At 73.6% G+C, this 26,181-nt stretch carries 23 protein-coding genes; 15 read left to right on the plus strand and 8 right to left on the minus strand.

What is annotated here, in order from left to right:
* Positions 1–68: 68 nt before the first annotated feature.
* The gene (locus IE326_RS05430) at positions 69–545 is read left to right on the plus strand and encodes a MarR family winged helix-turn-helix transcriptional regulator (protein ID WP_150231764.1); all 477 of its coding nucleotides are present in this window, start codon (positions 69–71) and stop codon (positions 543–545) included.
* 65 nt (positions 546–610) lie between these two features.
* Here IE326_RS05430 and meaB read toward each other — a convergent pair whose 3' ends face one another.
* Both meaB and IE326_RS05440 read right to left on the minus strand, forming a co-directional pair.
* Positions 611–1,567: a methylmalonyl Co-A mutase-associated GTPase MeaB gene (gene meaB, locus IE326_RS05435; protein ID WP_150231761.1), complete on the minus strand. Its 957-nt coding sequence runs from the start codon at positions 1,565–1,567 to the stop codon at positions 611–613.
* A 26-nt stretch (positions 1,568–1,593) separates the two neighbouring features.
* Complete coding sequence (locus tag IE326_RS05440; RefSeq protein WP_150231759.1) at positions 1,594–2,796, minus strand: acetyl-CoA C-acetyltransferase; 1,203 nt, start codon at positions 2,794–2,796, stop codon at positions 1,594–1,596.
* Positions 2,797–2,933: 137 nt separating this feature from the next.
* Between IE326_RS05440 and mce the strand changes: the two genes are divergently transcribed.
* The 7 genes from mce to IE326_RS05475 all read left to right on the plus strand — a co-directional run bounded on the left by mce (position 2,934) and on the right by IE326_RS05475 (position 13,154).
* Positions 2,934–3,386, plus strand: a complete 453-nt coding sequence (gene mce / locus IE326_RS05445) for a methylmalonyl-CoA epimerase (RefSeq protein ID WP_150231757.1) — start codon at positions 2,934–2,936, stop codon at positions 3,384–3,386.
* A gap of 213 nt (positions 3,387–3,599) precedes the next feature.
* Entirely contained in the window at positions 3,600–8,033 is a 4,434-nt protein-coding gene (gene scy / locus IE326_RS05450; RefSeq protein WP_373310220.1) for a polarized growth protein Scy, read from the plus strand.
* Positions 8,034–8,147: 114 nt separating this feature from the next.
* Complete coding sequence (locus tag IE326_RS05455) at positions 8,148–9,083, plus strand: coiled-coil domain-containing protein (protein WP_030759809.1); 936 nt, start codon at positions 8,148–8,150, stop codon at positions 9,081–9,083.
* A gap of 84 nt (positions 9,084–9,167) precedes the next feature.
* Positions 9,168–10,172 carry an ABC transporter ATP-binding protein gene (locus IE326_RS05460; RefSeq protein ID WP_150231755.1) on the plus strand — a complete coding sequence of 335 codons (1,005 nt, stop codon included), beginning with the start codon at positions 9,168–9,170 and terminating at the stop codon, positions 10,170–10,172.
* 3 nt (positions 10,173–10,175) lie between these two features.
* Positions 10,176–10,955, plus strand: a complete 780-nt coding sequence (locus tag IE326_RS05465) for an ABC transporter permease (protein ID WP_150231753.1) — start codon at positions 10,176–10,178, stop codon at positions 10,953–10,955.
* A gap of 202 nt (positions 10,956–11,157) precedes the next feature.
* Complete coding sequence (locus IE326_RS05470) at positions 11,158–12,321, plus strand: ABC transporter ATP-binding protein (RefSeq protein ID WP_190040958.1); 1,164 nt, start codon at positions 11,158–11,160, stop codon at positions 12,319–12,321.
* Positions 12,318–13,154 (plus strand): ABC transporter permease, encoded by an 837-nt coding sequence (locus tag IE326_RS05475; RefSeq protein WP_150231750.1) that lies wholly within the window; start codon positions 12,318–12,320, stop codon positions 13,152–13,154. Before IE326_RS05470 ends, IE326_RS05475 begins: the two co-directional genes overlap by 4 nt.
* Positions 13,155–13,166: 12 nt before the next feature.
* Here the strand turns inward: IE326_RS05475 and IE326_RS05480 are convergent, their stop codons facing one another.
* Positions 13,167–13,493 carry an Rv1322 family protein gene (locus IE326_RS05480; RefSeq protein WP_150231748.1) on the minus strand — a complete coding sequence of 109 codons (327 nt, stop codon included), beginning with the start codon at positions 13,491–13,493 and terminating at the stop codon, positions 13,167–13,169.
* A gap of 199 nt (positions 13,494–13,692) precedes the next feature.
* Here IE326_RS05480 and IE326_RS05485 point away from each other — a divergent pair, with 199 nt between their 5' ends.
* Complete coding sequence (locus IE326_RS05485) at positions 13,693–14,727, plus strand: LLM class flavin-dependent oxidoreductase (protein ID WP_150231746.1); 1,035 nt, start codon at positions 13,693–13,695, stop codon at positions 14,725–14,727.
* A gap of 134 nt (positions 14,728–14,861) precedes the next feature.
* On the opposite strand, the gene IE326_RS05490 is transcribed toward IE326_RS05485, so the two are convergent.
* On the minus strand, positions 14,862–15,254 hold the full coding sequence (locus IE326_RS05490; RefSeq protein WP_031006219.1) for an SCO5389 family protein: 393 nt from the start codon (positions 15,252–15,254) through the stop codon (positions 14,862–14,864).
* A 227-nt stretch (positions 15,255–15,481) separates the two neighbouring features.
* Between IE326_RS05490 and nucS the strand changes: the two genes are divergently transcribed.
* Complete coding sequence (nucS, locus tag IE326_RS05495; protein WP_190040959.1) at positions 15,482–16,153, plus strand: endonuclease NucS; 672 nt, start codon at positions 15,482–15,484, stop codon at positions 16,151–16,153.
* A 77-nt stretch (positions 16,154–16,230) separates the two neighbouring features.
* On the opposite strand, the gene IE326_RS05500 is transcribed toward nucS, so the two are convergent.
* The 3 genes from IE326_RS05500 to IE326_RS05510 all read right to left on the minus strand — a co-directional run bounded on the left by IE326_RS05500 (position 16,231) and on the right by IE326_RS05510 (position 20,415).
* Positions 16,231–18,888, minus strand: a complete 2,658-nt coding sequence (locus tag IE326_RS05500; protein WP_190040960.1) for an ATP-binding protein — start codon at positions 18,886–18,888, stop codon at positions 16,231–16,233.
* Positions 18,889–19,115: 227 nt separating this feature from the next.
* On the minus strand, positions 19,116–19,439 hold the full coding sequence (locus IE326_RS05505) for an STAS domain-containing protein (RefSeq protein ID WP_150231740.1): 324 nt from the start codon (positions 19,437–19,439) through the stop codon (positions 19,116–19,118).
* 127 nt (positions 19,440–19,566) lie between these two features.
* On the minus strand, positions 19,567–20,415 hold the full coding sequence (locus IE326_RS05510; protein ID WP_150233127.1) for a 3-hydroxyacyl-CoA dehydrogenase family protein: 849 nt from the start codon (positions 20,413–20,415) through the stop codon (positions 19,567–19,569).
* 160 nt (positions 20,416–20,575) lie between these two features.
* On the opposite strand from IE326_RS05510, the gene IE326_RS05515 reads away from it, so the two are divergent.
* Positions 20,576–21,148, plus strand: coding sequence for a cob(I)yrinic acid a,c-diamide adenosyltransferase (locus tag IE326_RS05515; protein WP_150231739.1), 573 nt, complete (start codon positions 20,576–20,578; stop codon positions 21,146–21,148).
* A gap of 42 nt (positions 21,149–21,190) precedes the next feature.
* Here IE326_RS05515 and IE326_RS05520 read toward each other — a convergent pair whose 3' ends face one another.
* A complete protein-coding gene (locus tag IE326_RS05520) occupies positions 21,191–21,871 on the minus strand; it encodes a hypothetical protein (protein ID WP_229915209.1) in 681 nt (226 codons plus the stop codon).
* A 173-nt stretch (positions 21,872–22,044) separates the two neighbouring features.
* Here IE326_RS05520 and IE326_RS05525 point away from each other — a divergent pair, with 173 nt between their 5' ends.
* From IE326_RS05525 to IE326_RS41815, 4 genes are all read left to right on the plus strand, one after another.
* The gene (locus tag IE326_RS05525) at positions 22,045–23,286 is read left to right on the plus strand and encodes a sensor histidine kinase (protein ID WP_190040961.1); all 1,242 of its coding nucleotides are present in this window, start codon (positions 22,045–22,047) and stop codon (positions 23,284–23,286) included.
* Positions 23,283–23,927 (plus strand): response regulator, encoded by a 645-nt coding sequence (locus IE326_RS05530; protein WP_150231735.1) that lies wholly within the window; start codon positions 23,283–23,285, stop codon positions 23,925–23,927. The genes IE326_RS05525 and IE326_RS05530 overlap by 4 nt, the downstream gene beginning before the upstream one ends.
* Positions 23,928–24,046: 119 nt before the next feature.
* A complete protein-coding gene (locus IE326_RS05535) occupies positions 24,047–25,894 on the plus strand; it encodes a glycoside hydrolase family 18 chitinase (protein ID WP_373310161.1) in 1,848 nt (615 codons plus the stop codon).
* A gap of 183 nt (positions 25,895–26,077) precedes the next feature.
* Entirely contained in the window at positions 26,078–26,158 is an 81-nt protein-coding gene (locus IE326_RS41815; protein ID WP_350971518.1) for a tryptorubin family RiPP precursor, read from the plus strand.
* Positions 26,159–26,181 lie beyond the last annotated feature (23 nt).

Raw genomic sequence — 26,181 nt, forward strand, 5'->3', positions numbered from 1 at the left:
CCGGCGGGTGCCGCGCGTCACCTTCCAGATTTCGTCAAGTATTCAACTTCTTAGGTAGAATCCACATCATGGAGACCGAGACGGCCACCCCCTGGCTCACCGACGCCGAGCAGTGCGCCTGGCGCACCTTCCTCGACGTCCAGAGAATGCTGACGCACCAGCTGGAGCGCGACCTCCAGCCCTTCGGCCTGACGATGAACGACTACGAGATCCTGGTCAACCTCTCGGAGTCCGCCGAGCGCAGGCTGCGCATGAGCGACCTCGCGGCCGCCACCCTCCAGTCCAAGAGCCGCCTGTCGCACCAGATCACCCGGATGGAGAACGCGGGCCTGGTCGAGCGGATGAACTGCGAGTCCGACCGGCGCGGCCTCTACGCCGTCCTCACCGACCGCGGCATGGAGACCATGCGCAAGGTCGCCCCGCACCACGTGGAGTCGGTCCGCGACCACTTCATCGACCGGCTCACCCCGGAGGCGCTGGGCGACCTCCACGAGTCGCTGAAGCCGGTCGCCGAGCAGCTGCGCGGCAAGCGCGGCAAGCCGTGACCTGACGGATGTGACGAGAGGGGCCTCCCCGCCCGGCGGGGAGGCCCCTCTCGTCACGTACCGGGTCAGTTGCCGGTCAGGCTCGCCAGGAGCTCGTCGGAGGCCGCGTACGGGTCGAGGGCGCCGCCCGCGATCCGCTCGGCCAGCGCGTCGAGCCGCCGGTCCCCGTGCAGGTCGCCGATCCGCTCGCGCAGCGCCGTGATGGTGATGGTCTCCACCTCGCGGGCCGCCCGGGCCTTCCGGCGCTCCGCCAGGACCCCGTGCTCCTCCATCCAGGCCCGGTGCTTCTCCAGGGCCTCCACGACCTCGTCCACGCCCTCGCCGCGCGCCGCGACCGTCTTCACGATCGGCGGCCGCCAGTCGCCCGGACCGCGGGCCTCGCCGAGGCCCAACATGTGGTTGAGCTCACGGGCGGTGGCGTCGGCGCCGTCCCGGTCGGCCTTGTTGACCACGTACACGTCGCCGATCTCCAGGATGCCCGCCTTCGCGGCCTGGATCCCGTCGCCCATGCCCGGGGCGAGCAGCACCACCGAGGTGTCGGCCTGCCCGGCGATCTCCACCTCGGACTGGCCGACGCCGACGGTCTCCACCAGGACCACGTCGCAGCCGGCCGCGTCGAGGACCCGGATGGCCTGCGGGGCGGACCAGGCGAGGCCGCCCAGGTGGCCGCGGGTGGCCATCGAGCGGATGTAGACGCCGGGGTCGGAGGCGTGCTCCGACATGCGCACCCGGTCGCCGAGGAGCGCGCCGCCGCTGAACGGCGAGGACGGGTCGACGGCGAGCACGCCGACCCGCTTGCCGGCCCTGCGGTACGCGGTCACCAGCGCCGAGGTCGACGTGGACTTGCCGACGCCGGGCGAGCCGGTCAGGCCCACCACGTAGGCGTTGCCGGTCAACGGGGCCAGCGCCGCCATCACCTCGCGCAGCTGCGGGGACGCCCCCTCCACGAGCGAGATCAGCCGGGCCACGGCCCGCGGCCTGCCCTCCCGTGCCTGGGCGACCAGTGCGGGGACGTCCACCATGCTGCGTTCTCCTGTCAGAGGTGCTCTTACTTGCCGGTGACCTTGATGATCAGGGCGTCGCCCTGACCGCCGCCGCCGCACAGCGCGGCCGCGCCGACGCCGCCGCCGCGCCGCTTCAGCTCCAGCGCGAGGTGGAGCACCACGCGGGCGCCGGACATGCCGATCGGGTGGCCGAGCGCGATGGCGCCGCCGTTGACGTTCACCTTTTCCGGGGACACGCCGAGGTCCTTCATGGACTGTACGGCGACCGCCGCGAAGGCCTCGTTGATCTCGATCAGGTCGAGGTCGCCGACGGTCAGGCCCTCCTTCTCCAGGGCGTGGCGGATGGCGTTCGACGGCTGCGACTGGAGGGAGTTGTCCGGGCCGGCCACGTTGCCGTGGGCGCCGATCTCGGCGATCCACTCCAGGCCCAGCTCCTGGGCCTTGGCCTTGCTCATCACGACCACGGCGGCGGCGCCGTCGGAGATCTGCGAGGAGGTGCCGGCGGTGATCGTGCCGTCCTTGGCGAAGGCCGGGCGGAGCTTGCCGAGGGACTCGACGGTGGTCTCGGCGCGGACGCCCTCGTCCTTGGCGAAGATCACCGGGTCGCCCTTGCGCTGCGGGATCTCGACCGGGGTGATCTCGGCCTCGAAGACGCCGTTCTTCTGGGCGGCGGCGGCGCGCTGGTGCGACAGGGCGGCGATCTCGTCCTGGGAGGCGCGGTCGATGCCCAGGCGGGTGTTGTGCTTCTCGGTGGACTCGCCCATCGCGATGTTCTCGAAGGCGTCGGTCAGGCCGTCGTGCGCCATCGCGTCGAGCATCTCGATCGCGCCGTACTTGTAGCCCTCGCGGGACTTCGGCAGCAGGTGCGGGGCGTTGGTCATCGACTCCTGGCCGCCGGCGACGACGACGTCGAACTCGCCGGCGCGGATCAGCTGGTCGGCGAGCGCGATGGCGTCCAGGCCCGACAGGCACACCTTGTTGATGGTGAGGGCGGGGACGTTCATCGGGATGCCGGCCTTGACGGCGGCCTGGCGGGCGGGGATCTGCCCGGCGCCCGCCTGGAGCACCTGGCCCATGATCACGTACTGCACCTGGTCGCCGCCGATGCCGGCCCGGTCCAGGGCGGCCTTGATGGCGAAGCCGCCGAGGTCCGCGCCGGAGAAGGACTTGAGCGAGCCGAGCAGGCGACCCATGGGCGTGCGGGCGCCCGCGACGATCACTGAGGTGGTACCGGTCGTTCCAGACATGAGGCACGGCCCCTTGGGATGAGGAGTGAACGAGGGTTTACCGCCAATGTACTGAGGGGTGCGGCGCGAGGTCACCGGCCCGCCGGTGTGACGGCGCGCACGTTGCGTAACCATCCCGGCGGGGGTGCACTGGAGCCATGCTGACGCGTATCGACCACATCGGGATCGCCTGCTTCGACCTGGACAGGACCGTCGAGTTCTACCGTGCCACGTACGGCTTCGAGGTCTACCACTCCGAGGTCAACGAGGAGCAGGGCGTCCGCGAGGCCATGCTGAGGATCAACGCCACGGACGACGGCGGCGCCTCCTACCTCCAGCTCCTGGAGCCCACCCGCGAGGACTCCGCGGTCGGCAAGTGGCTGGCCAAGAACGGCGAGGGCGTCCACCACATCGCCTTCGGCACCGCCGACGTCGACGGGGACGCCGAGGCCATCCGCGGCAAGGGCGTCCGGGTGCTCTACGACGAGCCCAGGACCGGCTCCATGGGCTCCCGGATCACCTTCCTCCACCCCAAGGACTGCCACGGCGTGCTGACCGAACTCGTCACCTCGGCACCGCCTTCCGCCGACCGCTCCTCAGTGGAGCACTGACCTCCGTATTCCCGGCCCGGTAGAGTGGGCGGCTCCGGGCCGGGGCCGGTCGGGGCCGCTTCGCGCGGCGTCGTAGTCGGGTTGTCGGGGTCGTCCGATCTGCCACGATTCCCGGGGGGCCGTTCTGTCCGGTGAACGGTGCTCGTCGGAACGTGTGCGACCAGGGTTGGGGTCTCTCCTGCTCGCAGAGCTCGGGGAAGGATGGACCGCGCAGTGCGGGGCTACGAACGCCAGGAGAGCCACCGAGCTGAGGACGACCATCTCTCGCGGTTCGAGGCCGAGATGGACCGGCTGAAGAAGGAACGCGAGAAGGCCGTCCAGCACGCCGAGGACCTGGGCTACCAGGTCGAGGTCTTGCGTGCCAAGCTCCACGAGGCGCGTCGCACCATCGCGTCCCGGCCCGCCTACGACAGTGCGGACATCGGCTACCAGGCCGAGCAGTTGCTGCGCAACGCGCAGGCGCAGGCCGAGCAGCTCCGCCAGGACGCCGAGCGGGAGCTCCGGGAGGCGCGGGCGCAGACCCAGCGGATCCTCCAGGAGCACGCCGAGCACCAGGCGCGGCTCCAGGCCGAGCTGCACACCGAGGCCGTGCAGCGCCGCCAGCAGCTCGACCAGGAGCTGAACGAGCGCCGGCAGACCGTCGAGGCGCACGTCAACGAGAACGTGGCCTGGGCCGAGCAGCTGCGCGCCCGCACCGAGTCCCAGGCCCGCCGCCTGATGGACGAGGCCCGCGCCGAGGCCGAGCAGTCGCTCGCCGCCGCCCGCGCCGAGGCCACCCGGCTCACCGAGGAGACCGGCCGCCGGGTCGGTGCCGAGGCCGAGGCCGCCCGCGCCGAGGCCGAAGCGATTCTGCTGCGCGCCCGCAAGGACGCCGAGCGGCTGATGACCACCGCCTCCACCCAGGCCCAGGAGGCCACCGGGCACGCCGAGCAGCTGCGGACCGCCGCCGTCGCCGAGACCGACCAGGCCCGCCGGCAGGCCACCGAGCTGTCCCGCGCCGCCGAGGAGCGGCTCCAGGAGGCCGACGAGCGGCTGCGGCAGGCCCGTGCGGAGGCCGACAAGGCCCTCACGGAGGCCAAGGAGTCCGCCGCGAAGACGCTGGCCTCCGCCGACTCCGTCAACGAGCAGCGGACCCGCACCGCCAAGTCCGAGATCGCCCGGCTGGTCGGCGAGGCCACCGAGAAGGCCGAGGCCCTCAAGGCCGAGGCGGAGGAGAAGCTGCGCGAGGCGACCGCGCACGCCGAGAAGCTGGTCGCCGAGGCCACCGAGAAGGCCCGCACCGCCGCGGCCGAGGACTCGGCGGCGGCGCTCGCCAAGGCCGCCCGCAGCGCCGAGGAGATCCTCAGCAAGGCGTCCGAGGACGCCGCCGAGACCACCCGCAAGGCCGCCGAGGAGGTCGAGCGGATCCGCCGCGAGGCCGAGACCGAGGCCGACCGGCTGCGCGCCCGCGCCGAGGAGCAGGCCGACGAGCTGCTCGGCTCGGCGAAGGACGACACCAAGGAGTACCGGGCCAAGACCGTCGAGCTCCAGGAGGAGGCCCGGCGGCTGCGCGGCGAGGCCGAGCAGCTGCGCGCCGAGGCCGTCGCCGAGGGCGAGCGGATCCGCGGCGAGGCCCGCCGCGAGGCCGTGCAGCAGATCGAGGAGGCGGCGAAGACCGCCGAGGAGCTGCTGGCCAAGGCGAAGGCCGACGCCGACGAGCTGCGGACCAACGCGGGCGCGGAGAGCGAGAAGGTCCGGTCAGAGGCCATGGAGCGCGCCCGGACGCTCCGGACCCAGGCCGAGGAGACCCTGGAGCGGACCCGCGCCGAGGCCGAGCGGCTGCGCGCCGAGTCCGAGGAGCAGGCCGAGGCCGTACGGGAGTCCGCCGAGAAGGCCGCGGCCGAGCTGCGGGCCGACGCCGAGCGGGCCGCCGAGGCCCGCCGGGCCGAGGCCGCCGAGGAGCTGGCCCGGCTGCACGCCGAAGCCGGGGCGAAGGTGGCCGCGGCGGGGCAGGAGCTGACCGACGCCCGGGCCGAGGGCGAGCGGATCCGGCGCGAGGCCGCCGAGGAGACCGAGCGGCTGCGGGCCGAGGGCGCCGAGCGGATCCGGGTGCTGCGGGAGCAGGCCGAGACCGAGGCCGAGCGGCTGCGGGCCGAGGCCGCGGCGGACGCGCAGACCGCGCGTACCGAGGCGGAGGCGACCGCGCAGCGGCTCACCGGCGAGGCCGAGACCGAGGCCGAGCGGCTGCGGTCGGAGGCGCAGGAGACCGCCGACCGGGTGCGGGCCGAGGCCGCCGCCGCGGCGGAGCGGGTGGCCGCCGAGGCCGCCGAGGCGCTGTCCGCCGCCCGTGAGGAGGCGAACCGGCGCCGCCGGGAGGCCGAGGAGACGCTGGAGTCGGCCCGTTCCGAGGCCGGCCGGGAGCGCGAGCTCGCCCGCGAGCAGTCCGAGGAGCTGCTGGCCGCCGCCCGCAAGCGGGTGGAGGAGGCGCAGGCCGAGGCGCAGCGCCTGGTCGAGGAGGCGGACGCGCGGGCGACCGAGATGGTCTCCGCGGCCGAGCAGACGGCGCAGGAGGTCCGGGACTCGGTCGCGGGGCTGCGCGAGCAGGCCGAGGAGGAGATCGCCGGGCTGCGCTCGGCCGCGGAGCACGCGGCGGAGCGGACCCGTACCGAGGCGCAGGAGGAGGCGGACCGGGTCCGCGCCGACGCGCACGGGGAGCGGGAGCGGGCGGCCGAGGACGCGGCCCGCACGCGGGCGCGCGCCCAGGAGGAGTCCGAGGCGGCGAAGGCGCTGGCCGAGCGGACCGTCGGGGACGCGATCGCGGAGGCGGAGAAGCTCCGCGCGGACACCGCCGAGTACGCGCAGCGGGTGCGGACCGAGGTGACGGACGCGCTGGCGTCGGCCGAGCAGGACGCGGCCCGCACCCGGGCGGACGCCCGGGACGACGCCAACCGGATCCGTTCGGAGGCGGCCGAGAAGGCCGAGGGCGTGGTCGGCGAGGCGACCGCCGAGGCGGAGCGCATCGCCGCCGAGGCCGAGCAGGTCCTCGACGAGGCCCGCCAGGCCGCCGACAAGCGCCGCCAGGACGCGGCCGAGCAGGCCGACAGCCTGGTCGGCGAGGCGACCGCCGAGGCGGAGCGCATCGCCGCCGAGGCCGAGCAGGTCCTCGACGAGGCCCGCCAGGCCGCTGACAAGCGCCGCCAGGACGCGGCCGAGCAGGCCGACAGCCTGGTCGGCGAGGCGACGGCGGAGGCCGAGCGGATCGCGGCGGAGGCCGGGCAGGTCCTGGACGAGGCCCGGAAGGACGCGGACAAGCGCCGGCAGGACGCGGCCGAGCAGGCCGACGCCCTGGTCGGCGGGGCGACGGCGGAGGCCGAGCGGATCGCGGCGGAGTCCGCCGAGCTGCGGGAGACCACCGAGCGGGACGCGGCCCGGCTGCGGACCGAGGCCGAGCAGGTCAAGACGGACGGCGAGGCGCACGCGCAGGCGCTGCGGACGGCGGCCCTGGCCGACGCCGAGCAGATCCTGGACGAGGCCCGCCAGGCCGCCGACAAGCGCCGCCAGGACGCCGCCGAGCAGGCCGACGCCCTGGTCGGCGAGGCGACGGCGGAGGCCGGCCGGATCACGGACGAGGCGGTCGAGCTGGCCGACTCGGTGACCGCCGACGCCCGGACCGAGGCCGAGCGGACCCTCGCGGACGCGGCCGGCGAGGCGGAGCGGCTGCGGGCCGAGGGCGCCGAGGCGCTGGAGTCGGCCCGTCAGGACGCCGAGCGGATCCGTACGGAGTCGGCGCGGGTCGAGGAGGACGCCGAGGTGGCGGCCGAGCAGATGCGCTCCGAGGCGCGCGCGGAGGCCGACCGGATCCTGGACGAGGCCCGCGAGGCGGGTGCGAGGAAGCGCGCGGACGCGGCCGAGCAGGCCGACCAGCTCATCGCCAAGGCCCGGGAGGAGGCGCTGCGCGCCACCGCCGAGGCGGAGACGCAGGCCGACACGATGGTCGGCGCGGCCCGCAAGGAGGCCGACCGGATCGTCGCCGAGGCGACCGTGGAGGGCAACGCGCTGGTGGAGAAGGCGCGGACCGACGCGGACGAGCTGCTCGTCGGGGCGCGGAAGGACGCGACCGCGATAAGGGAGCGGGCCGAGGAGCTGCGGGGCCGGGTCGAGGGCGAGATCGAGGAGCTGCACGAGCGGGCGCGGCGCGAGTCGGCCGAGCAGATGCGGACGGCCGGCGAGCGGGTCGACAAGCTGGTGAAGGCCGCGGAGGAGCAGCGGGCCGAGGCCGCCGAGAAGGCCAAGGAGATGGTCTCGGAGGCGAGTTCGGAGGCGAGCAAGGTCCGGATCGCGGCCGTGCGGAAGGCGGACACCCTCCTGAAGGAGGCGGAGCAGAAGAAGAGTTCGCTGGTGGCCGAGGGCGAGAAGATCAAGGCGGAGGCGGAGCGGATCAGGGCGGAGGCCGAGGCGGAGGCGGAGCGGCTGGTCGAGGAGGGCCGGCGCGAGCTGGAGGTCCTGACCCGTCGGCGTACCGACATCAATGCCGAGATCTCCCGTGTCCAGGACGTGCTGGAGGCGTTGGAGTCTTTCGAGACTCCGTCGGCGGGGGCGAAGGACGGACTCAAGGCGGGCGCTTCCTCGGGTTCCACTCGTTCGAGTGGCAAGTCGCAGGACGGGTAGCCACTCAAAAGGCTGGACATTCTCCAGATCAAACGGGCATACGCTCGATGACACGCCGCTCCGGCCCCTAGGATTCCCTCTAACACCTCACCGGTCTCATTCGACAGGAACCCCATGAGCGACACTTCCTCCCCCTTCGGCTTCGAGCTCGTGCGGCGTGGTTACGACCGCGGTCAGGTGGACGACCGCATTACCAAGCTCGTCGCCGACCGTGACAGCGCACTGGGCCGCATCACCTCCCTGGAGAAGCGCATCGAGGAACTCCACCTCGAAACGCAGAACGCCCAGGCGCAGGTGAGCGACGCGGAGCCGTCGTACGCCGGTCTCGGCGCGCGCGTCGAGAAGATCCTCCGTCTCGCCGAGGAGGAGGCGAAGGACCTGCGCGAGGAGGCCCGTCGCGCCGCCGAGCAGCACCGCGAGCTGGCCGAGTCGGCCGCCCAGCAGGTGCGCAACGACGCGGAGTCCTTCGCGGCCGAGCGCAAGGCGAAGGCCGAGGACGAGGGCGTCCGGATCGTCGAGAAGGCGCAGGGCGAGGCGAACTCGCTGCGCGCCGAGGCGCAGAAGGACGCGCAGTCGAAGCGGGAGGAGGCGGACGCCCTCTTCGAGGAGACCCGCGCCAAGGCCGCCCAGGCCGCCGCGGACTTCGAGACCAACCTGGCCAAGCGCCGCGAGCAGTCCGAGCGCGACCTGGCCTCCCGTCAGGCCAAGGCCGAGAAGCGCCTCGCCGAGATCGAGCACCGCGCCGAGCAGCTCCGCCTGGAGGCCGAGAAGCTCCGCACGGATGCCGAGCGCCGGGCCCGCCAGACGGTGGAGACCGCGCAGCGCCAGGCCGAGGACATCGTGGCCGACGCGAACGCCAAGGCCGACCGGATCCGTTCGGAATCGGAGCGCGAGCTGGCGGCGCTGACGAACCGCCGCGACTCGATCAACGCGCAGCTGACCAACGTCCGCGAGATGCTGGCGACGCTGACCGGTGCCGCGGTGGCCGCGGCCGGCTCCCCGCTGGACGAGGACCGCTCCGCCGGTGTCCCGGCCCAGCAGACCCGGTAAGGCCCCGGCCTTCCGGAGCGACCCCGTGGAAGCCCCCCGTCACTCCGGTGGCGGGGGGTTTCGCGCGCCCTTAGCTTGGTGTGCATGATCGAGCTTGACGGGCTGACGAAGCGGTACGGGACGAAGACGGCGGTCGATCATCTCTCCTTCCGGGTGCGGCCGGGCATGATCACCGGCTTCCTGGGCCCCAACGGGGCCGGGAAGTCGACCACGATGCGGATGATGCTCGATCTGGACAACCCGACGAGCGGGACCGTGCGGATCGACGGCCGGCACTACCGCGAGCTGGACGAGCCGCTGAAGTACATCGGGGCGCTGCTCGACGCGAAGGCGATGCACGGGGGCCGGTCGGCGTACAACAACCTGCTGTGTCTGGCGCAGTCGAACCGGATCCCCCGGCAGCGGGTGGACGAGGTGCTGGACCTGGTGGGTCTGACGGCGGTGGCGCGGAAGAAGTCGAAGGGTTTCTCGCTGGGCATGGGGCAGCGGCTCGGCATCGCGTCGGCGCTGCTGGGGGACCCCGAGATCCTGATGTTCGACGAACCCGTCAATGGTCTGGACCCCGAGGGAATTCACTGGATCCGCAATCTGATGAAGTCGCTGGCGGCGGAAGGCCGGACGATCTTCGTCTCCAGTCATCTGATGAGTGAAATGGCGCTGACGGCAGATCATCTGATCGTCATCGGGCAGGGAAAGCTGCTGGCCGACACGTCGATGGCCGATTTCATCCAGCAGAATTCCCGGAGTTTCGTCCGGCTGCGTTCTCCGCAGCAGGAACGGCTGCGGGACGTGCTGCACGGCGCCGGGTTCGTGGTGGTCGAGGCGGGCAACGGGACGCTGGAGGTCGACGGGGCCACGACCGAGCGGCTGGGCGAGCTGGCGGCGGAGCACCAGCTGACGCTGCACGAGCTGAGCGCCCAGCGCGCCTCCCTGGAGGAGGCGTTCATGCAGATGACGGCGGGTGCGGTGGAGTACCACGCGCACGGCACCGATGTGCACGGCGGCGGCCCCGCCGCCCCGTCCGGGCCCGTGTGGGGCGCGGACTCCGGCTGGGGCCCGCGGGCCGGCTCGACGACCGAGGGGGTCTGATCCATGGCAGCGGTACCGGCGGTGCTCCAGTCCGAGTGGACGAAGATCCGGACGGTCTCCTCGACGGTCTGGACGCTGGCGGCCGCGCTGATCGTCACGGTGGCGATGGGCGCGGCGCTCTCGGCCGTCCTGAAGTCGAGCTTCGACGACCTCTCCGAGGTGGAGCGGGCGACCTTCGACCCGACCTTCGTCAGCTTCTCCGGGATGGTCCTCGGGCAGCTGGCGATGGTGGTCTTCGGCGTGCTGGTGGTGGGGACCGAGTACTCCTCGGGCATGATCCGCACCTCGCTGGCGGCCGTCCCCCAGCGGGCCACCTTCCTCTTCTCCAAGGTCGCGGTGGCCGGGGCGCTCGCCCTGGTCGTCGGGCTGGTGACGAGCTTCCTGTCGTTCTTCCTCGGGCAGGCGCTGCTGGGCGAGCACCGGACGACGCTCGGCGCGGACAACGTGCTGCGGGCGGTGGTCGGCGGCGGGCTCTACATGGGGCTGATCGCGCTCTTCTCGATGGGCGTGGCGACGATGCTGCGCTCCTCGATGCTGTCGCTCGGCATCCTGGTGCCGTTCTTCTTCCTGATCTCGCAGATCCTGTCGGCGGTGCCGAAGGCGAAGGAGGTCGCGAAGTACTTCCCCGACCAGGCGGGTTCCAAGATCATGCAGGTGGTGCCGGACGCCCTGGGCTCGGAGAAGGCGCCGTACGGGCCGTGGGGCGGGCTCGGGATCATGCTGCTCTGGGTGGCGGCCTCGCTGCTCGGCGGCTATCTGGTGCTGAAGCGGCGGGACGCCTGAGGCTCCCCCGGTCCAGGCGCCCCGGACCCCGGCACGGGATCCGGGGCGTCCCGGATTTTCCCCGGAGGTTTCGCTTCGGTCTCGCTTCCCCGGCGCGGGAACCGTCAACGGCTGGATAAGCTCCTGACTCGTACGGGGGCCTTCCGGCCGCGCGCCGTCATGCCCCGATCGCACACCACCGACCTGTCGATGGGGCTGGAGAATGATCGAGGCAGTCGGCCTGACCAAGCGCTACGGCGCGAAGACGGCCGTGTACAACCTTTCCTTCCAGGTGAGGCCGGGCGTCGTCACCGGCTTCCTGGGCCCGAACGGCTCCGGCAAGTCGACCACCATGCGCATGATCCTCGGCCTGGACCGGCCGACGGCCGGGCACGTGACGATCGGCGGCCACCCCTTCCGGCAGCTGCCGAACGCGCCCCGGCAGGTCGGCGCCCTGCTCGACGCCAAGGCCGTGCACGGCGGCCGCAGCGCCCGCAGCCACCTCCTGTCGCTGGCCCAGCTGGCCGGCATCCCGGCCCGCCGGGTGGACGAGGTGCTGGGCGTGGTCGGCCTCCAGGACGTGGCGCGGCGGCGGTCCAAGGGCTTCTCCCTCGGCATGGGCCAGCGGCTCGGCATCGCGGCGGCGCTGCTCGGCGACCCGCAGGTGCTGCTCTTCGACGAGCCGGTCAACGGCCTGGACCCGGAGGGCATCCTCTGGGTGCGGAACCTGATGAAGAAGCTGGCCTCCGAGGGCCGCACCGTCTTCGTCTCCAGCCACCTGATGAGCGAGATGGCGCTGACGGCGGACCACCTGATCGTGATCGGCCGGGGCCAGCTGCTCTCCGACATGCCGGTGAAGCAGTTCATCTCGGCGAACTCGGCGGACTTCGCCCGGGTCCGCACCCCGGAGGGCGATCCCGCGCAGCGGGAGAAGCTGTCGGCCGCGCTCGCCGGCGCTGGCGGGCAGGTGCTCTCCGAGCCGGACGGCGCGCTGCGGGTCACCGGCCTGCCGCTGCCGAGGATCAGCGACCTGGCGCACGGGGCGGACGTACGGCTCTGGGAGCTGTCCCCGCACCAGGCGTCGCTGGAGGAGGCGTACATGCGGCTGACGCAGGGCGCGGTGGACTACCGCTCGACCGACGACCGGCTGGCCCACCTCCAGGCCCCGCCGCAGCCCGGGCAGCCGGGGTACGGGGCGCCGCAGCCGCAGGCCCCCTCGGACGTGCCGCAGCAGGGCTGGTACGCCCCGCCGCCGCCCGGACAGAATCCGTACGCCACCGCCCCGCAGGCCCCCGCGCCCGGCGCCCCGCAGCCTCCCGCGGCCGCGCCGGACGCCGCGCGGCCGAGCTTCCAGAAGCAGAGCGACACCACCGAGGACGCCCGATGACCGCCCCGACGCCGACCCCGACCCCTCCCCCGCCGTACGGCTACGTCTCCCCCATCCCGGTCCGCCGGGCGCACCTCGGGGACGCGCTCGCCTCGGAGTGGACGAAGATCCGCTCGGTGCGGTCGACGGTGTGGACGCTGGGCACCATGGTCCTGCTGATGCTGGCGATCGGTCTGGGCGTGGCCGCGATCGCCTCCGGCGAGGGCGGGAACATGGGCGAGGAGTCGGCGCTGCCGCTGGGCTTCTTCGGGATGCTGCCGGCGTCGATCTGCGTGATCACGCTGGGCGTCCTGACCATCTCGTCCGAGTACGGCACGGGGATGATCCGGACGACGCTGACCGCGTGCCCGAGCCGGGCCCGGGTGCTGACGGCGAAGGCGATCGTCTTCTTCCTGCTGGTCTTCACGGTGACCCTGGTGGTCGCGTTCGTGGTGGCGACCGCGCAGGTGGCGATGGTGGAGGCGGCGGAGCCGACGGGCGCGGAGTGGGCGCGGGCCACGGTCGGCGCGGCCGGGTTCCTGGCGCTGCTGGGCCTGCTGTCGATGGCGGTGGGCGCGCTGGTGCGGCACTCGGCCGGGGCGATCACGGTGATGATCGGCGTGCTGCTGCTGCCGCTGGTGGCGGGCATGTTCATGTTCGCGTCGGCGCTGAGCGGGCTCCGGGAGGCGCTGTTCACCTACGCGGTGCCCTCGCAGATGATCGCGCTGTACAGCGCGGAGCCGCCGTTCTCGGACAGCGGTCCGGCGGGCTGGGAGGCGCTGTTCATCCTGATGGGGATCACGGCGGTGGCACTGGGCGGCGCGTACGCGCTGCTGAACAGCCGGGACGTCTGACCCCGCCGGGCCCTAGTGCTTCGGCGCGTTGCGGGACCGCTGCACCCCGGGGGTGCGGCGGTCCTTCGCGTTCCAGCAGGCCTTGTGCCAGTGGCGGCGGTCGTCGACGCCGCCGTACTCGGGCCAGGCGACGACGTGCGGGGCGCCGGGCGGGATCTCCTGGTCGCAGCCGGGGCAGCGGTAGCGCTTCCCGGGGGAGCTGGCGCCGGCGACGAGGCGGACGTACCACTCCTCGCCCTGCCAGGTCTCGGTGCGCTGCGAGCCGCCGTACCGGTCGTCGCGGTCCTCCTGCGCCGCCGGCCTGGCGCCGCGGCGGGAACGGTGGTGACGCGGGGACACAGCACACCTCACGGAGTCGGGGAACACGGACCGTTCCCTCCAGCGTACGGGCCGCGACCTGGTGCCCGGGGCCCTCGTCCGGGCACCCGGACCGAAAATCGCAAGAACTTCATGAAAGGCCGTTGCCTTTGGCACGTGTCAGGCGTTGTTGCCGGTACGGGGGGAAGTCGACGCGCCGGCCGCGAGGAGGCAGAAGGCGATGCGCGTAGGAACGTTCGTGCTGGCGGCCCAGTTCCCGGGCCAGGGGCAGGGAGAGGCGCTGCACCGGGCGGTGCGGACCGCCGAGGTCGCCGAGGAGGCGGGCCTGGACGCGGTCTGGCTGGCCGAGCACCACTTCGTGCCGTACGGCGTGTGCCCGTCGGCGGTGACGCTGGCCGCCCTGCTCCTCGGCCGCACCCGGCGGCTGCGGGTGGGGACGGCGGTGAGCGTGCTGCCGACCGTCCACCCGGTCGCCCTGGGCGAGCAGGCGGCACTGCTGCACGTCGTCTCGGGCGGCAGATTCACCCTCGGGGTGGGGCGCGGCGGGCCGTGGGTGGACCTGGAGGTGTTCGGCGCGGGCCTGGAGGCGTACGAGCACGGCTTCCCCGAGGCCCTCGACCTGCTGCTGCGGTGGCTCACGGAACCCCGCGTGGGCGCCTCGGGTGAACGGTTCTCCTTCCGGGAGGTGCCGGTGGTGCCCCGGCCCGGCGAGCTGATCGGCGGCGCCGCCTCGCCGGAGGTGGTCGTGGCCTGCACCTCGCAGAAGAGCGTGCGCCTGGCGGCCGAGCGCGGCCTTCCGATGCTGCTCGGCATGCACTGCGGCGACGAGGACAAGGCGGAGATGGTCGCGGCCTGGGCCCGCTGGGCGCGGGAGGCGGGCCGGGATCCGGACGAGGTGGCGCGGATCGGCGCCGAGCACGTCTCGGCGGGCGTGGTGCAGCTCGCGGACGGGCCCCGGGAGGCCGCGGAGACCCTGGTGAAGGCGATGCCGGGCTGGCTGAAGCAGGGGCTGGACGCGCACGTGACGGTGGACGGCCGGCACCGCGCGATGCGGGACCCGGTGGCGTACACCGAACTGCTCTGCTCCCTGCACCCGGTGGGCACCCCCGCCCTGGCGGCGGACCGGCTGGCGGCGACCGCCGAGCGCACCGGCATCACCCGCTTCGCGCTGCTCGCCGAGGGTTCGGGCGACCTCGCCGGTACGGAGGAGAACCTGCGGCGCCTCGGCACCGAGGTGCTCCCCCGACTGGCCTGAGACGGGCCGGTCCGGGGGCGGGGCGTGCCGCCGCTCCGGCGTTCCCGCGGGGCGGTGCGCGTCGACACGCACCGATCGCGGTGCCGGAGCGGCGGCACCAGGTCCCGAGAGCACCCGGTGACGACGGCCGGGCCTCAGCAGTCGCGGAGTTCCGGCGACTGGTTGAGCAGCTGGCCCCGTATCGACGTGAAGCGGGCGAGCCGCTCGTCCACCGCCGGGTCCAGCGGGAAGACCGCCACACGGTGGCAGTTCTGGAAGGCCAGACGCACTCCGAAGTGACGCTGGAGCGCACCGCGGATCGCGTCGCTCGCCAGCGCGCGCAGCAGCTGACCACGTGCCTGCTCGTTCGGCGGCGGCGTCTGGTTGTCGGCGAACTCTCCGCCTTCGACCTCCAGCTGTGCCACCAGAGAACTGATCATCTCCCACGCGAAGGGCAGGGAGGTCCGGACGCAGTCGACGAAGGCGGCTTCGTCGACCTCGCCTCGCTCGGCCTGTTCCAACAGTGCCGGTGAGACGTCGAGCGACATGGGTTCTCCTCTCGCGACCCCGCGGACGGGGTCTGTGCGGGCAGGGCCGAAGACCGCCGGGCGCCACGCAGCGTGCACGGACGACGACCTCCAGCATCCACGGTAAGCGCGCGGTCCTGCGGGCACCAGGCGATTGGGCACACAACAGGCCGATAACCGACGGGTGTTCGGCTCAGGAAGGTGCCCGAATCGCGTAGAAGGGCGCTCCTCTTGTAGCGTTGCCGACCATGCGTCTCGTCATTGCCCGTTGCTCCGTGGACTACGCGGGCCGGCTCACGGCCCACCTGCCCTCCGCACCCCGTCTGATCCTGATCAAGGCAGACGGCAGCGTCTCGATCCACGCGGACGACCGGGCGTACAAACCGCTCAACTGGATGTCCCCGCCGTGCACCCTGAAGGAGGGTGCCGACGGTGAGGCGGGCATCTGGACGGTGATCAACAAAGCGGGCGAGAAACTGATCATCACGATGGAGGAGATCCTCCACGACTCGTCCCACGAACTGGGCGTGGACCCGGGCCTCATCAAGGACGGCGTGGAGGCCCACCTCCAGGAGCTGCTCGCCGACCGCATCGAGACCCTGGGCGAGGGCTGGACGCTGGTGCGCCGCGAGTACCCGACCGCCATCGGCCCGGTCGACATCCTCTGCCGGACCGCGGACGGCGCCACGGTCGCGGTCGAGATCAAGCGGCGCGGCGAGATCGACGGCGTCGAGCAGCTGACCCGCTACCTGGAGCTGCTCAACCGCGACCCGCACCTCGCCCCGGTGAAGGGCATCTTCGCGGCGCAGGAGATCAAGCCGCAGGCGCGGGTCCTCGCGACGGACCGCGGGATCGACTGCGTGGTGCTCGACTACGACGCCCTGCGCGGCATCGAGGACGACAAGCTGCGGCTGTTCTGAGCCGGGCGGTACGGAGAAGGGGACGGCCCCGGACGCGCGAAGCGTCCGGGGCCGTCCCCTTTCCCGGTGTCCGGCCCTCAGCCCGCGGTGGGGGGCTCGGGGGCGATGTCGGAGGTGGAGGAGCCCTCGGCGACGGGGGACTCGCTGGTGGCGGTGTCGGACGGGGTCGGGGACTCGGGCGTCGGGGTCGCCGAGCTCGTGCTCGGTTCGGGGTCGGGGCTGTTCGACGTCGGCGTCGAGGTGGGCGACGACGAGGTGGGGTCCGGTCCAGGGTCCGACGTCGTCGTGGTCCGGGTGGGCGTCGGGCGGCCCGGTGTCGTCGGCTCGTCCGTCGCCCCCGGCGCGCTCGTCGTGGACGGGTCGGTCCCGTCCGGCGCGGTGGTCGACGGGGAGCCGGTCGCCGTGGGGTCCGTGGCGGTCGGTGACGCGGTCGTGCCGTCGGAGGGGGTGGTGGTGGGGCCGGGCGTGCCGGAGGAGGACGAGGGGGGCGTGCCGGTGCCCGCGGGGGTGTCGGTGCCGTCCTCGGCGGGGGTCCCGTCGCCGGTGCCGGGGAGGTCGTCGCCGCCCTGGCCGGCGGTGCTGTCGGTGGTGACGGTGCCGGAGGTGGGCGCGTCGTCGTCGCCGGAGCCGCCGCCGAGGGCGACGACGGTGCCGAGCACGGCGACGAGGAGGAGGCCCGCGCCGACCGCGGCGAGGTTGCGCCGGGCGCCGGTGAGGATCCCCGCCGCGAGGCTCCGCCGCCCGCCGTCCGCCGGGGCGGGACCGGCCGGGGCGAGGAGCGCGGGGCCCTGGCCCGCGGGCTCGGGGAAGTCGGGGAAGTCCGGGAAGGCGGGCGGCGCGGCGGCGACCGGCGGCAGGAGTTCGGTGGGCGGTTCGGCGGGGGCCGCGGCGGCGCGGACGGCGGGCAGGCCGCGGGGCGGGGAGTCGGCGCGGGGCGGCACGGCGGCGGCCGGGGCGGGTTCCCCCCGGCGGGTGAGGTCGGTGACGAGGGCGAGGGCCCGGCGGCCCGCGACGGTGCCGCGCTTGTCGGCGAGGACGCCGCGCAGCCCGATGGACGCCTCCAGTTCGGCGCGGGCGCGGGCGAGGTTCCCGGCGCAGAGGGCGAGGACGCCGAGCTCGTGGTGGAAGTACGCCTCCTCGGCGACGTCCCCGGTGAGCCGGGCGGCCTCCTGGCCGGAGCGCAGGGCCCGTTCCCAGGCGCCCCAGTGGAGTCCGGCGGCGAAGGCGGGGGCGGCGGCCCGGGCGAGGACGACGGCGGTGGCGCGGTGCTCGGCGGCGGTCTCGGGCCCGGCACCGGTCTCGCCGCCGACGAGGGCGCCGAGGGCGGCGAGGAGGGCGTCGGCCTCGGCGGCGGCCCGCTCGGGGCCGACCGAGGGGTGTCCGGCCCACCAGGCGTAGTGCTGGGCGGCGGTGTGGACGCGGTCGGCGGCGTCGTGGCCGTAGCCGTGGGCGAGGAGCTGGGTGAGGACGCCGCCGGCGAGCCGGTGGCGGGGGCCGACGGGGGTGATCAGGCCGCAGGCGCGGAGTTCGCCGAGGGCGGCGTCGGCGTGGGTGTCGCCGACGAGCGCCGGGAGGTGGGCGTGGTGGGGCAGCTCGCCGCCGAGGGCGACGGCGAAGCGGAGGGTGGCCTGGGCGGAGCGGCTGAGCCGGGAGGCGAGGAGCGCGGCGGGGGCGGCGCCCTCGCCGAGGCTGGGCAGCGGCACCTCGTGGAGCTCGACGTCGGGGTCCTCGTACGGGTCGGGGACGGGCCCGGCGGCGGAGCCGGTCCCGCCGGTGCCCGCGCCGGGGCCGAACGCCTCCTCCAGGGCTCCGAAGGCGTCGAACTCGGCGGGGGTGACGCGCAGCCGGTCGCGCTGCCGGAGCAGGGCGCCGGCCTGGACGAAGCGGAGCGGCAGGCCCTCGGACTCGAACCAGAGGTCGCCCGCCCAGTTGGCCTCCTCGTCGGTGAGGCGGCGGCCCACGGCGGCCTCCAGGAGGGCCAGGGAGGCGGCGCGGCCGAGGCCGGGGAGGGCGACCTCCTCGATCCGGGCCTCGGCGGAGGGCGCGGGGGCGCCGGGGGCGGCGGCGAGGAGGAAGGCGCACTCGGGGGCGGCGGCGAGGAGTTCGTCGAGGGCGGCGCCGCCGAACTCCAGGTCGTCCACGACGACGACGGCGCCGACGGAGCCGAGGGCGGCGCTCAGGCCGTCGCGGTCGGGCCGGTGGAGGGGGGCGTGCAGGACGGCGGCGCGGAGTTCCTGGAGGAGTTCGTGCGCGGTGCGGTGGTGGCCGGAGAGGCGGACGACGCCGTCCGGGGCGAGACCGGCGCAGTCGGCGGCGACGGCGTCGAGGAGGGCGGTGCGGCCGGAGCCGTCCGGGCCGGTGAGGCGGGCGCTGCGGCCGCGGGTCAGGGTCTCGGCGAGCCGGGCCCGCTGCTCGTCGCGTTCCAGGAGGGGGAGTTCGGGGGCGGTGGGGCCGGGCGGCGCGGGGACGGTGGTGGCGCGGGCGGCCTCGGCGCGTTCCTCGGGGGTGCGGCGGCGGGCGGGCGGGGGCTCCTCGCCGGGCGGGCAGGGCTCGATCTCGCTGCCGTCGACGGGGTTGACGGTGAGCAGCAGCCCGCCGGAGACGATCCGGGTGACGCGGGCGCGGGCGGGCGCCTGGGCGGCGCGCTCGGGCAGGGCGGCGGGCTGGGCGGGGCGGGCGTCCTCGGCCGCGGTGTCGTGACCGGACTCGTCCGGCCCCCGGTGTATCGGGTCCATGGTCAAAGCCCCCAAGAGCGGTGGTGCGGAGCCCGCCGGGTGGGTCCGTCGTCGGGTGCGGGCGACCGAACCCTAGACGGTCGCCGGGCGCCCGGGAACAGGCGGGGGGCCACCGAGCCCAAGACGTCACGGTCTTGTGAGGATTGAGCGGGACGCCTGGTTCGCACAGGGGCTTCACAGACGGCGGGCCCGGCGTTCACCCCGGGGGCCGTCCGCGCACCGTGCGTTCAGACCCGGGGCAGGGACTCCAGGGCCAGGCCGCCCTCGATGGCGAGGATGCGGTGGAGGCGGGTGGCCACGAGGAGCCGCTGCATCTGCGGCGGCACCCCCCGCAGGACGAGCCGGCGGCCGCAGCGGCCGGCCCGCCGGTGCGCGCCCATGATGACGCCGAGGCCCGTCGCGTCCCAGGAGTCGAGTCCGGTCAGGTCGAGCACCAGGTCGCCGGCGCCGCGGTCGACGGCCGAGTGCAGGACCGTACGGGCGTCCGCCGCGCTGCGGACGTCGAGGCGGCCCCCGACGACCAGCTGGGCATGGTCGCCCCTGATGTGCATATTCGCTCCCCGGGAAATGCTCCGTCTTCGCAACAACTGACTGCTGCCTCGGCAGATACGTTGCGCCTTGTCGTCGAACCGATACCTGAATTCACTCCATGGAGTGAGAAGGCGTGGCGGGCCGGGCTCAGTACGTGTAGAAACCCTGCCCGCTCTTGCGGCCGAGGTCACCCGCGTCCACCATCCGGCGCATCAGCTCCGGCGGGGCGAACTTCTCGTCCTGGGTCTCGGCGTAGATGTTGCTCGTGGCGTTGACGAGGATGTCGACGCCGGTGAGGTCGGCGGTGGCGAGGGGGCCCATGGCGTGGCCGAAGCCCAGCTTGCAGGCGAGGTCGATGTCCTCGGCGGTGGCGACGCCCGACTCGTGGAGCTTGGCGGCCTCGACGACGAGGGCGGAGATCAGGCGGGTGGTGACGAAGCCGGCGACGTCGCGGTTGACGACGATGCAGGTCTTGCCGACGGACTCGGCGAAGGAACGGGCGGCGGCGAGGGTCCCGTCGCCGGTCTTGTGGCCGCGGACCAGCTCGACGAGCTGCATCATCGGGACCGGCGAGAAGAAGTGGACGCCGACGACGGCCTCGGGGCGCTCCGTGACCGCGGCGATCTTGGTGATCGGGAGGGCGGAGGTGTTGGAGGCGAGGACCGCGCCGTCCTTGACGATCTTGTCGAGGGAGCGGAAGATCTCGTGCTTGATCTCGATCTTCTCGAAGACGGCCTCGACGACGATGTCGGCGTCGGCGACGGCGTCGAGGTCGGTGGTGGTGGTGATGCGGCCGAGGGCGGCCTCCGCGTCGGCGGCCTCCATCCGGCCCTTCGCGACGAACTTCTCGTACGAGGCCCGGATGCCGTCGGTGCCGCGGGTCAGGGCCGCGTCCGTGACGTCCCGCAGGACGACGTCCCAGCCGGCCTGAGCGGAGACCTGAGCGATGCCGGACCCCATGAGTCCGGCCCCGATGACGGCGAGCTTCCCAGCCACGAATTCCACCCCTCAACACCTGTTCACTTCTGGCTCTCCGGCGGAGATTAGCGGCCCGGGGGCGCCATGTGACCGTGAAGTAATGCGCGTCACGCTCTCTTTGACGGACGTCACACTCGCGACAGGCGCGGGGGGCGGCGGCGTCACTAGTCTGGGGTCCATGGTCAATCTGACGCGCATCTACACCCGCACCGGCGACCAGGGCACGACGGCCCTGGGGGACATGAGCCGCACCGCCAAGACCGACCTCCGGATCGCGGCCTACGCGGACGCCAACGAGGCCAACGCCGTCATCGGCACCGCGCTCGCGCTCGGCCGGCTGGAGGAGGAGGTCGTCACGGTCCTGACCCGTGTCCAGAACGACCTCTTCGACGTGGGCGCCGACCTCGCCACCCCGGTGGTCGAGAACCCGGAGTACCCGCCGCTGCGGGTGGAGCAGTACTACGTGGACAAGCTGGAGGCGGACTGCGACCGCTTCCTGGAGGACCTGGAGAAGCTGCGCTCCTTCATCCTGCCCGGCGGCACGCCCGGCGCGGCGCTGCTGCACCAGGCGTGCACGGTGGTCCGCCGGGCCGAGCGCTCGACCTGGGCGGCCCTGGAGGTCCACGGCGAGACGATGAACCCGCTCACCGCGACCTACCTCAACCGCCTCTCGGATCTCCTCTTCATCCTTGCGCGGGTCGCCAACAAGGCGGTCGGGGACGTGCTCTGGGTTCCGGGCGGGGAGCGCTAGACCTCCGGTCGGGGACGTGCCCCGGACCCCTGCCGGATGGCGCTAGGAGGACCGGCCCGCGGACCCCTGCCGGGGGTCCGGGCGTTCTCCCCCGGGAGCCGTGGCGTCCTCGCGCGGGTGGCCGGCCAGGGGGCCGGGGACGCGCTCCGGGTTCCGGGCGGGGGGCGCCGGGGTCTTCTCCGGCTCGCCCTCCGGGGCCTTCTTCGGCCAGACCGAGTAGCTGAGGGCGATCAGACCGTGGATGCCGACGGCGCGCCAGACGCCGGCGATCGCGGCCTCCAGCTTCGACGTGTCGCCGGCGTCGCCGACGTACCAGACCGCGGCGAGGAGCAGCGCGGAGGCGACGGAGCCGGCGACCAGCGAGCCGAGCCAGATCGCGCCCTCGTGGCGGGCGCGGGCCATGCCGTAGCGGGGCGGCTTCGCGGGCGGCGGGGCGCCGCCGAAGCGGTGGGCGGCGTGGCCGTCGAGCCACTTCACGGTGCGGTGCCCGTGCCCGACGGTGTAGCCGATGTAGATCGCGGCGAGGCCGTGCCGCCAGCTGGGCTCGGCGCCGTTCTTCAGGTCGATCGCGGAGACGACCAGGAGCAGGACCTCCAGGAGCGGCTCGCACAGCAGCAGTCCCGCGCCCAGCCTCGGCATGCGCAGCAGGTAGCGGGCGCCGAGCCCGGCGGCCAGCAGGACCCAGAACCCCACCTCGCAGACGACGATCATCGTGACGATCACGGGCTTTCCCCTTTCGTTCCCCCGTCGGGTCCTTCCCAGCGTCCCGTCCGGGAGGGCCCGGTTCGTCGTCGCCGGTGAGGAAACGCGCCTACATCCTTCGACGGAGGCGGGCACGGCGGCGGATCGGCCCGGCAGCCGAGGTCCGGGGGCCGCGGGGCGTGTTGGATGGGTACGTGACCCACCCCCGCCCGTCCCTCCCCCGTCCTCCCCTCTCCCGCCGGCCCCTCCCCCGCCCGCACCGCCACGACGTGCTGATCGCCTGCGCCGGGTTCTCCGTCGGCGTCCTGCTCTGGTCCTACGGGCTGTACACCACCGGCGACCGCGTCTTCGACCAGCGCTGGGCGGCGCTCGTCCCGCTGGCGGTGATGTCCGGCGCGGAGGCGCTGCGCCGGGCCGCCCCGCGGACCGCGCTGGTGCTGGGCACGCTGGCCGTCGTGGCCGACCAGTTCACCGACGGGAACCTGGCCACCGTGCTGATGTTCACGGACGTGGTCTACGCGGCGGTCGTCTACGGCACCCCGGCGCAGGCCCGCCGGATCCCGTACACCACCGCGCTGGTCACGGTCGCCGCCACGGTGGGGTTCCTGATCTGGTGGCAGAACGCGATCGCCCTGCTCGTCGGCGTCATCACCGGCATGGTCTCCTTCCTGCCCGCCGTCACCGGCTCGATCGTGCGCAACCACCGGGAGGCGGCGGAGGCGGCCCGGCTGCGCGCCGAGCAGATCGCGCTGCTCTCCGAGATGGACCGGGCGCAGGCGGTGGCGGCGGAGCGGGCCAGGATGGCGCGGGAGCTGCACGACGTGGTGGCCAACCACCTCTCGGCGATCGCGATCCACTCGACGGCGGCGCTCTCCCTCGACGATCCCGGCACCACCCGGCAGGCGCTCACGGTGATCCGGGAGAACAGCGTGGCGGGCCTGGCGGAGATGCGACGGCTGATCGGGCTGCTGCGGGACAGCGGCGCGGAGACCGCGCCGGCCGCGACGGCCTCGCTGGCGGGGCTGGACGCCCTGGTGGCGCAGGCGGGGACCAACGGGGCGGCGAGCGGGCTGCGCTTCACCCTGGACGACGCCCGGCAGGACGGTCCCGGTCTGCCGGCGCCGGTGGAGCTGGCCGCGTACCGGATCGTCCAGGAGGCGCTGACGAACGCGCTGAAGCACGCGGCGCCCGGCGAGGTGCGGGTGGCGCTGGCGCGGGCGGACGGGGCGCTGCGGGTGACGGTGACGAGCCCGTACGGGGAGCGGCCGGGGCCGCGCGCGCCGGGGTCGGGGGCGGGCCTGGTGGGCATGCGGGAGCGGGTGGCGCTGCTCGGCGGGGAGCTGGCGGCCGGTCCGGTTTCGGCGGACGGGGGCGGCAGGGTGTGGCGGGTGCGGGCGGAGCTGCCCGTGGACGCGAGCGAGGAGGAGCGGGCATGACGGTGCGGGTGGTGGTGGCCGAGGACCAGAGCGCGGTACGGGCCGGGCTGGTGCTGATCCTGGGCAGTGCGCCGGACGTCGAGGTGGTCGGGGAGGCGGAGGACGGCGAGCGGGCGGTGGAGCTGGCCCGGGAGCTGCGGCCGGACCTGGTGCTGATGGACGTGCAGATGCCCCGGATGGACGGGGTGACGGCGACCCGGATCGTGGTGGCGGAGGGGCTCGCGGACGTGCTGGTGCTGACCACCTTCGATCTGGACGAGTACGTCTTCGGGGCGCTGCGCGCGGGGGCGGCGGGCTTCCTGCTGAAGAACGCGGACGCGCGGGAGCTGATCGAGGCGGTGCGGACGGTGGCGCGGGGCGAGGGGATGATCGCGCCGGCGGTGACCCGGCGGCTGATCGCGGAGTTCGCCTCCCCGGCCCCGCCGGTGCGGCGGGATCCGGCGGTCGTGGCGGGGCTGACGCCCCGGGAGCGGGAGGTGCTCTCGGCGTTGGGGGCGGGGCTGTCGAACGCGGAGATCGCGGTGCGTCTGGAGATGGCGGAGGCGACGGTGAAGACGCACGTCAGCAAGGTGCTGGGGAAGCTGGGACTGCGCAGCAGGGTCCAAGCGGCGGTGCTCGCGCAGGAGTTGGGGATCCGGTGAAACGGAACCGACGTTGGTCTGGACCTCTTGACGATTGGTCCAGACCTTCCTACGCTCGCGGGGCGCGCAACTCCCACGGACCACCCCCACCCCGAACGTCCGCAACTTGAGGAGCACCGTTGAGCACTCAAGCACCGACGCGCCGAAGAGGACTCAAGGCGAAGGCCGCCGCCGGCCTCACCGCCCTGACCCTCCCGCTCGCCGCCCTGGTCGGTCTCGCCTCCCCCGCGGAGGCCGCCACCTCGGTCACCGCGACCTACACCAAGACCCAGGACTGGGGCTCCGGCTTCGGCGCCAACTGGACCATCAAGAACACCGGCACCACCTCCATCTCCTCCTGGAACCTGGAGTGGGACTACCCCTCCGGCACCCGGGTCACCTCCGCGTGGGACGCCACCGTCACCAACAGCGGCGACCACTGGACCGCCAAGAGCGTCTCCTGGAACGGCACCCTGGCCCCCGGCGCCTCGGTCTCCTTCGGCTACAACGGCTCCGGATCCGGCGCCCCCAGCGGCTGTAAGATCAACGGCGCCTCCTGCGACGGCACCCAGCAGCCCGGCGACAACCCGCCCTCCGCCCCCGGCACCCCGGCGGCCTCCGACGTCACCGACACCTCGGTGAAGCTGAGCTGGGGCGCCGCCACCGACGACAAGGGCGTCAAGAACTACGACGTGCTGCGCGACGGCACCAAGGTCACCACGACCACCGCCCTGAACTACACCGACCAGGGCCTCACCGCCGGCACCGACTACAGCTACACCGTCGTGGCCCGCGACACCATCGACCAGACCGGCCCCGCCGCCGGCCCGGTCTCGGTGCGCACCACGGGAGGCGGCACCACCCCGCCGCCGCCGAAGGCCGTCAAGCTGGGCTACTTCACCAACTGGGGCGTCTACGGGCGCAACTACCACGTGAAGAACATCGTGACCTCGGGCTCCGCGTCCAAGATCACGCACATCAACTACGCCTTCGGCAACGTCCAGGGCGGCAAGTGCACCATCGGCGACGCCTACGCCGACTACGACAAGGCGTACACCGCCGACCAGTCCGTCGACGGCGTCGCCGACACCTGGGACCAGCCGCTGCGCGGCAACTTCAACCAGCTGCGCAAGCTGAAGAAGGCGTACCCGAACATCAAGGTCCTCTGGTCCTTCGGCGGCTGGACCTGGTCCGGCGGCTTCGGCCAGGCCGTCCAGAACCCGGCCGCGTTCGCGCAGTCCTGCTACGACCTGGTCGAGGACCCGCGCTGGGCCGACGTCTTCGACGGCATCGACCTGGACTGGGAGTACCCGAACGCCTGCGGTCTCACCTGTGACACCAGCGGCGCCGCGTCCTTCAAGAACATGATGCAGGCCATGCGCGCCAAGTTCGGCGCCAACAACCTGGTCACCGCGGCCGTCACGGCCGACGCCTCCGCCGGCGGCAAGATCGACGCCGCCGACTACGGCGGCGCCGCCCCGTACTACGACTGGCTGAACGTCATGACGTACGACTTCTTCGGCGCCTGGGCGGCCAAGGGCCCGACCGCCCCGCACTCCCCGCTGACCTCGTACGCCGGCATCCCGCAGGCGGGCTTCAACTCTGCCGAGGCGATCGCCAAGTTCAAGGCCAAGGGCGTCCCGGCCAACAAGCTGCTGCTCGGCATCGGCTTCTACGGCCGCGGCTGGACCGGCGTCACCCAGTCCGCCCCCGGCGGCACGGCGACCGGCCCGGCGCAGGGCACCTACGAGCAGGGCATCGAGGACTACAAGGTCCTCAAGACGTCCTGCCCGTCCAACGGAACCGTCGCCGGCACCGCCTACGCCCACTGCGGCACCAACTGGTGGAGCTACGACACCCCCGCCACCGTCAACTCCAAGATGAGCTGGGCCAAGAACCAGGGCCTCGGCGGAGCCTTCTTCTGGGAGTTCAGCGGTGACACCACCAACGGCGAGCTCGTGACCGCGATCAACTCCGGTCTGAACTAGCCGGCTTGCGCTCCACGGAGCCCCGCACCGCTCCCCCGCGAGGGGGGCGGTGCGGGGCTCCTCGCGTCCCCCGTCGGCAAGGAGATCGCAAAGAACCTCAACTCACGGCCCCGCGGCGGGCGTTCATCCTATATTCCTCTCTAGGACCGAACCTTTCCCGCCGCCCTGAAAGGGGGTGCAGTGATGAAGCTCCTCTTCGCCATCCGCAACAAGGTGTCCGCCCAGAAGAGCCTGAAGGCCAGCTCCTGGTACATCTGGTACTGAGCCGCACGGCCGTCCCCGCCGCA

The sequence above is a fragment of the Streptomyces filamentosus genome (assembly GCF_014654895.1).
Taxonomy (GTDB): domain Bacteria; phylum Actinomycetota; class Actinomycetes; order Streptomycetales; family Streptomycetaceae; genus Streptomyces; species Streptomyces filamentosus.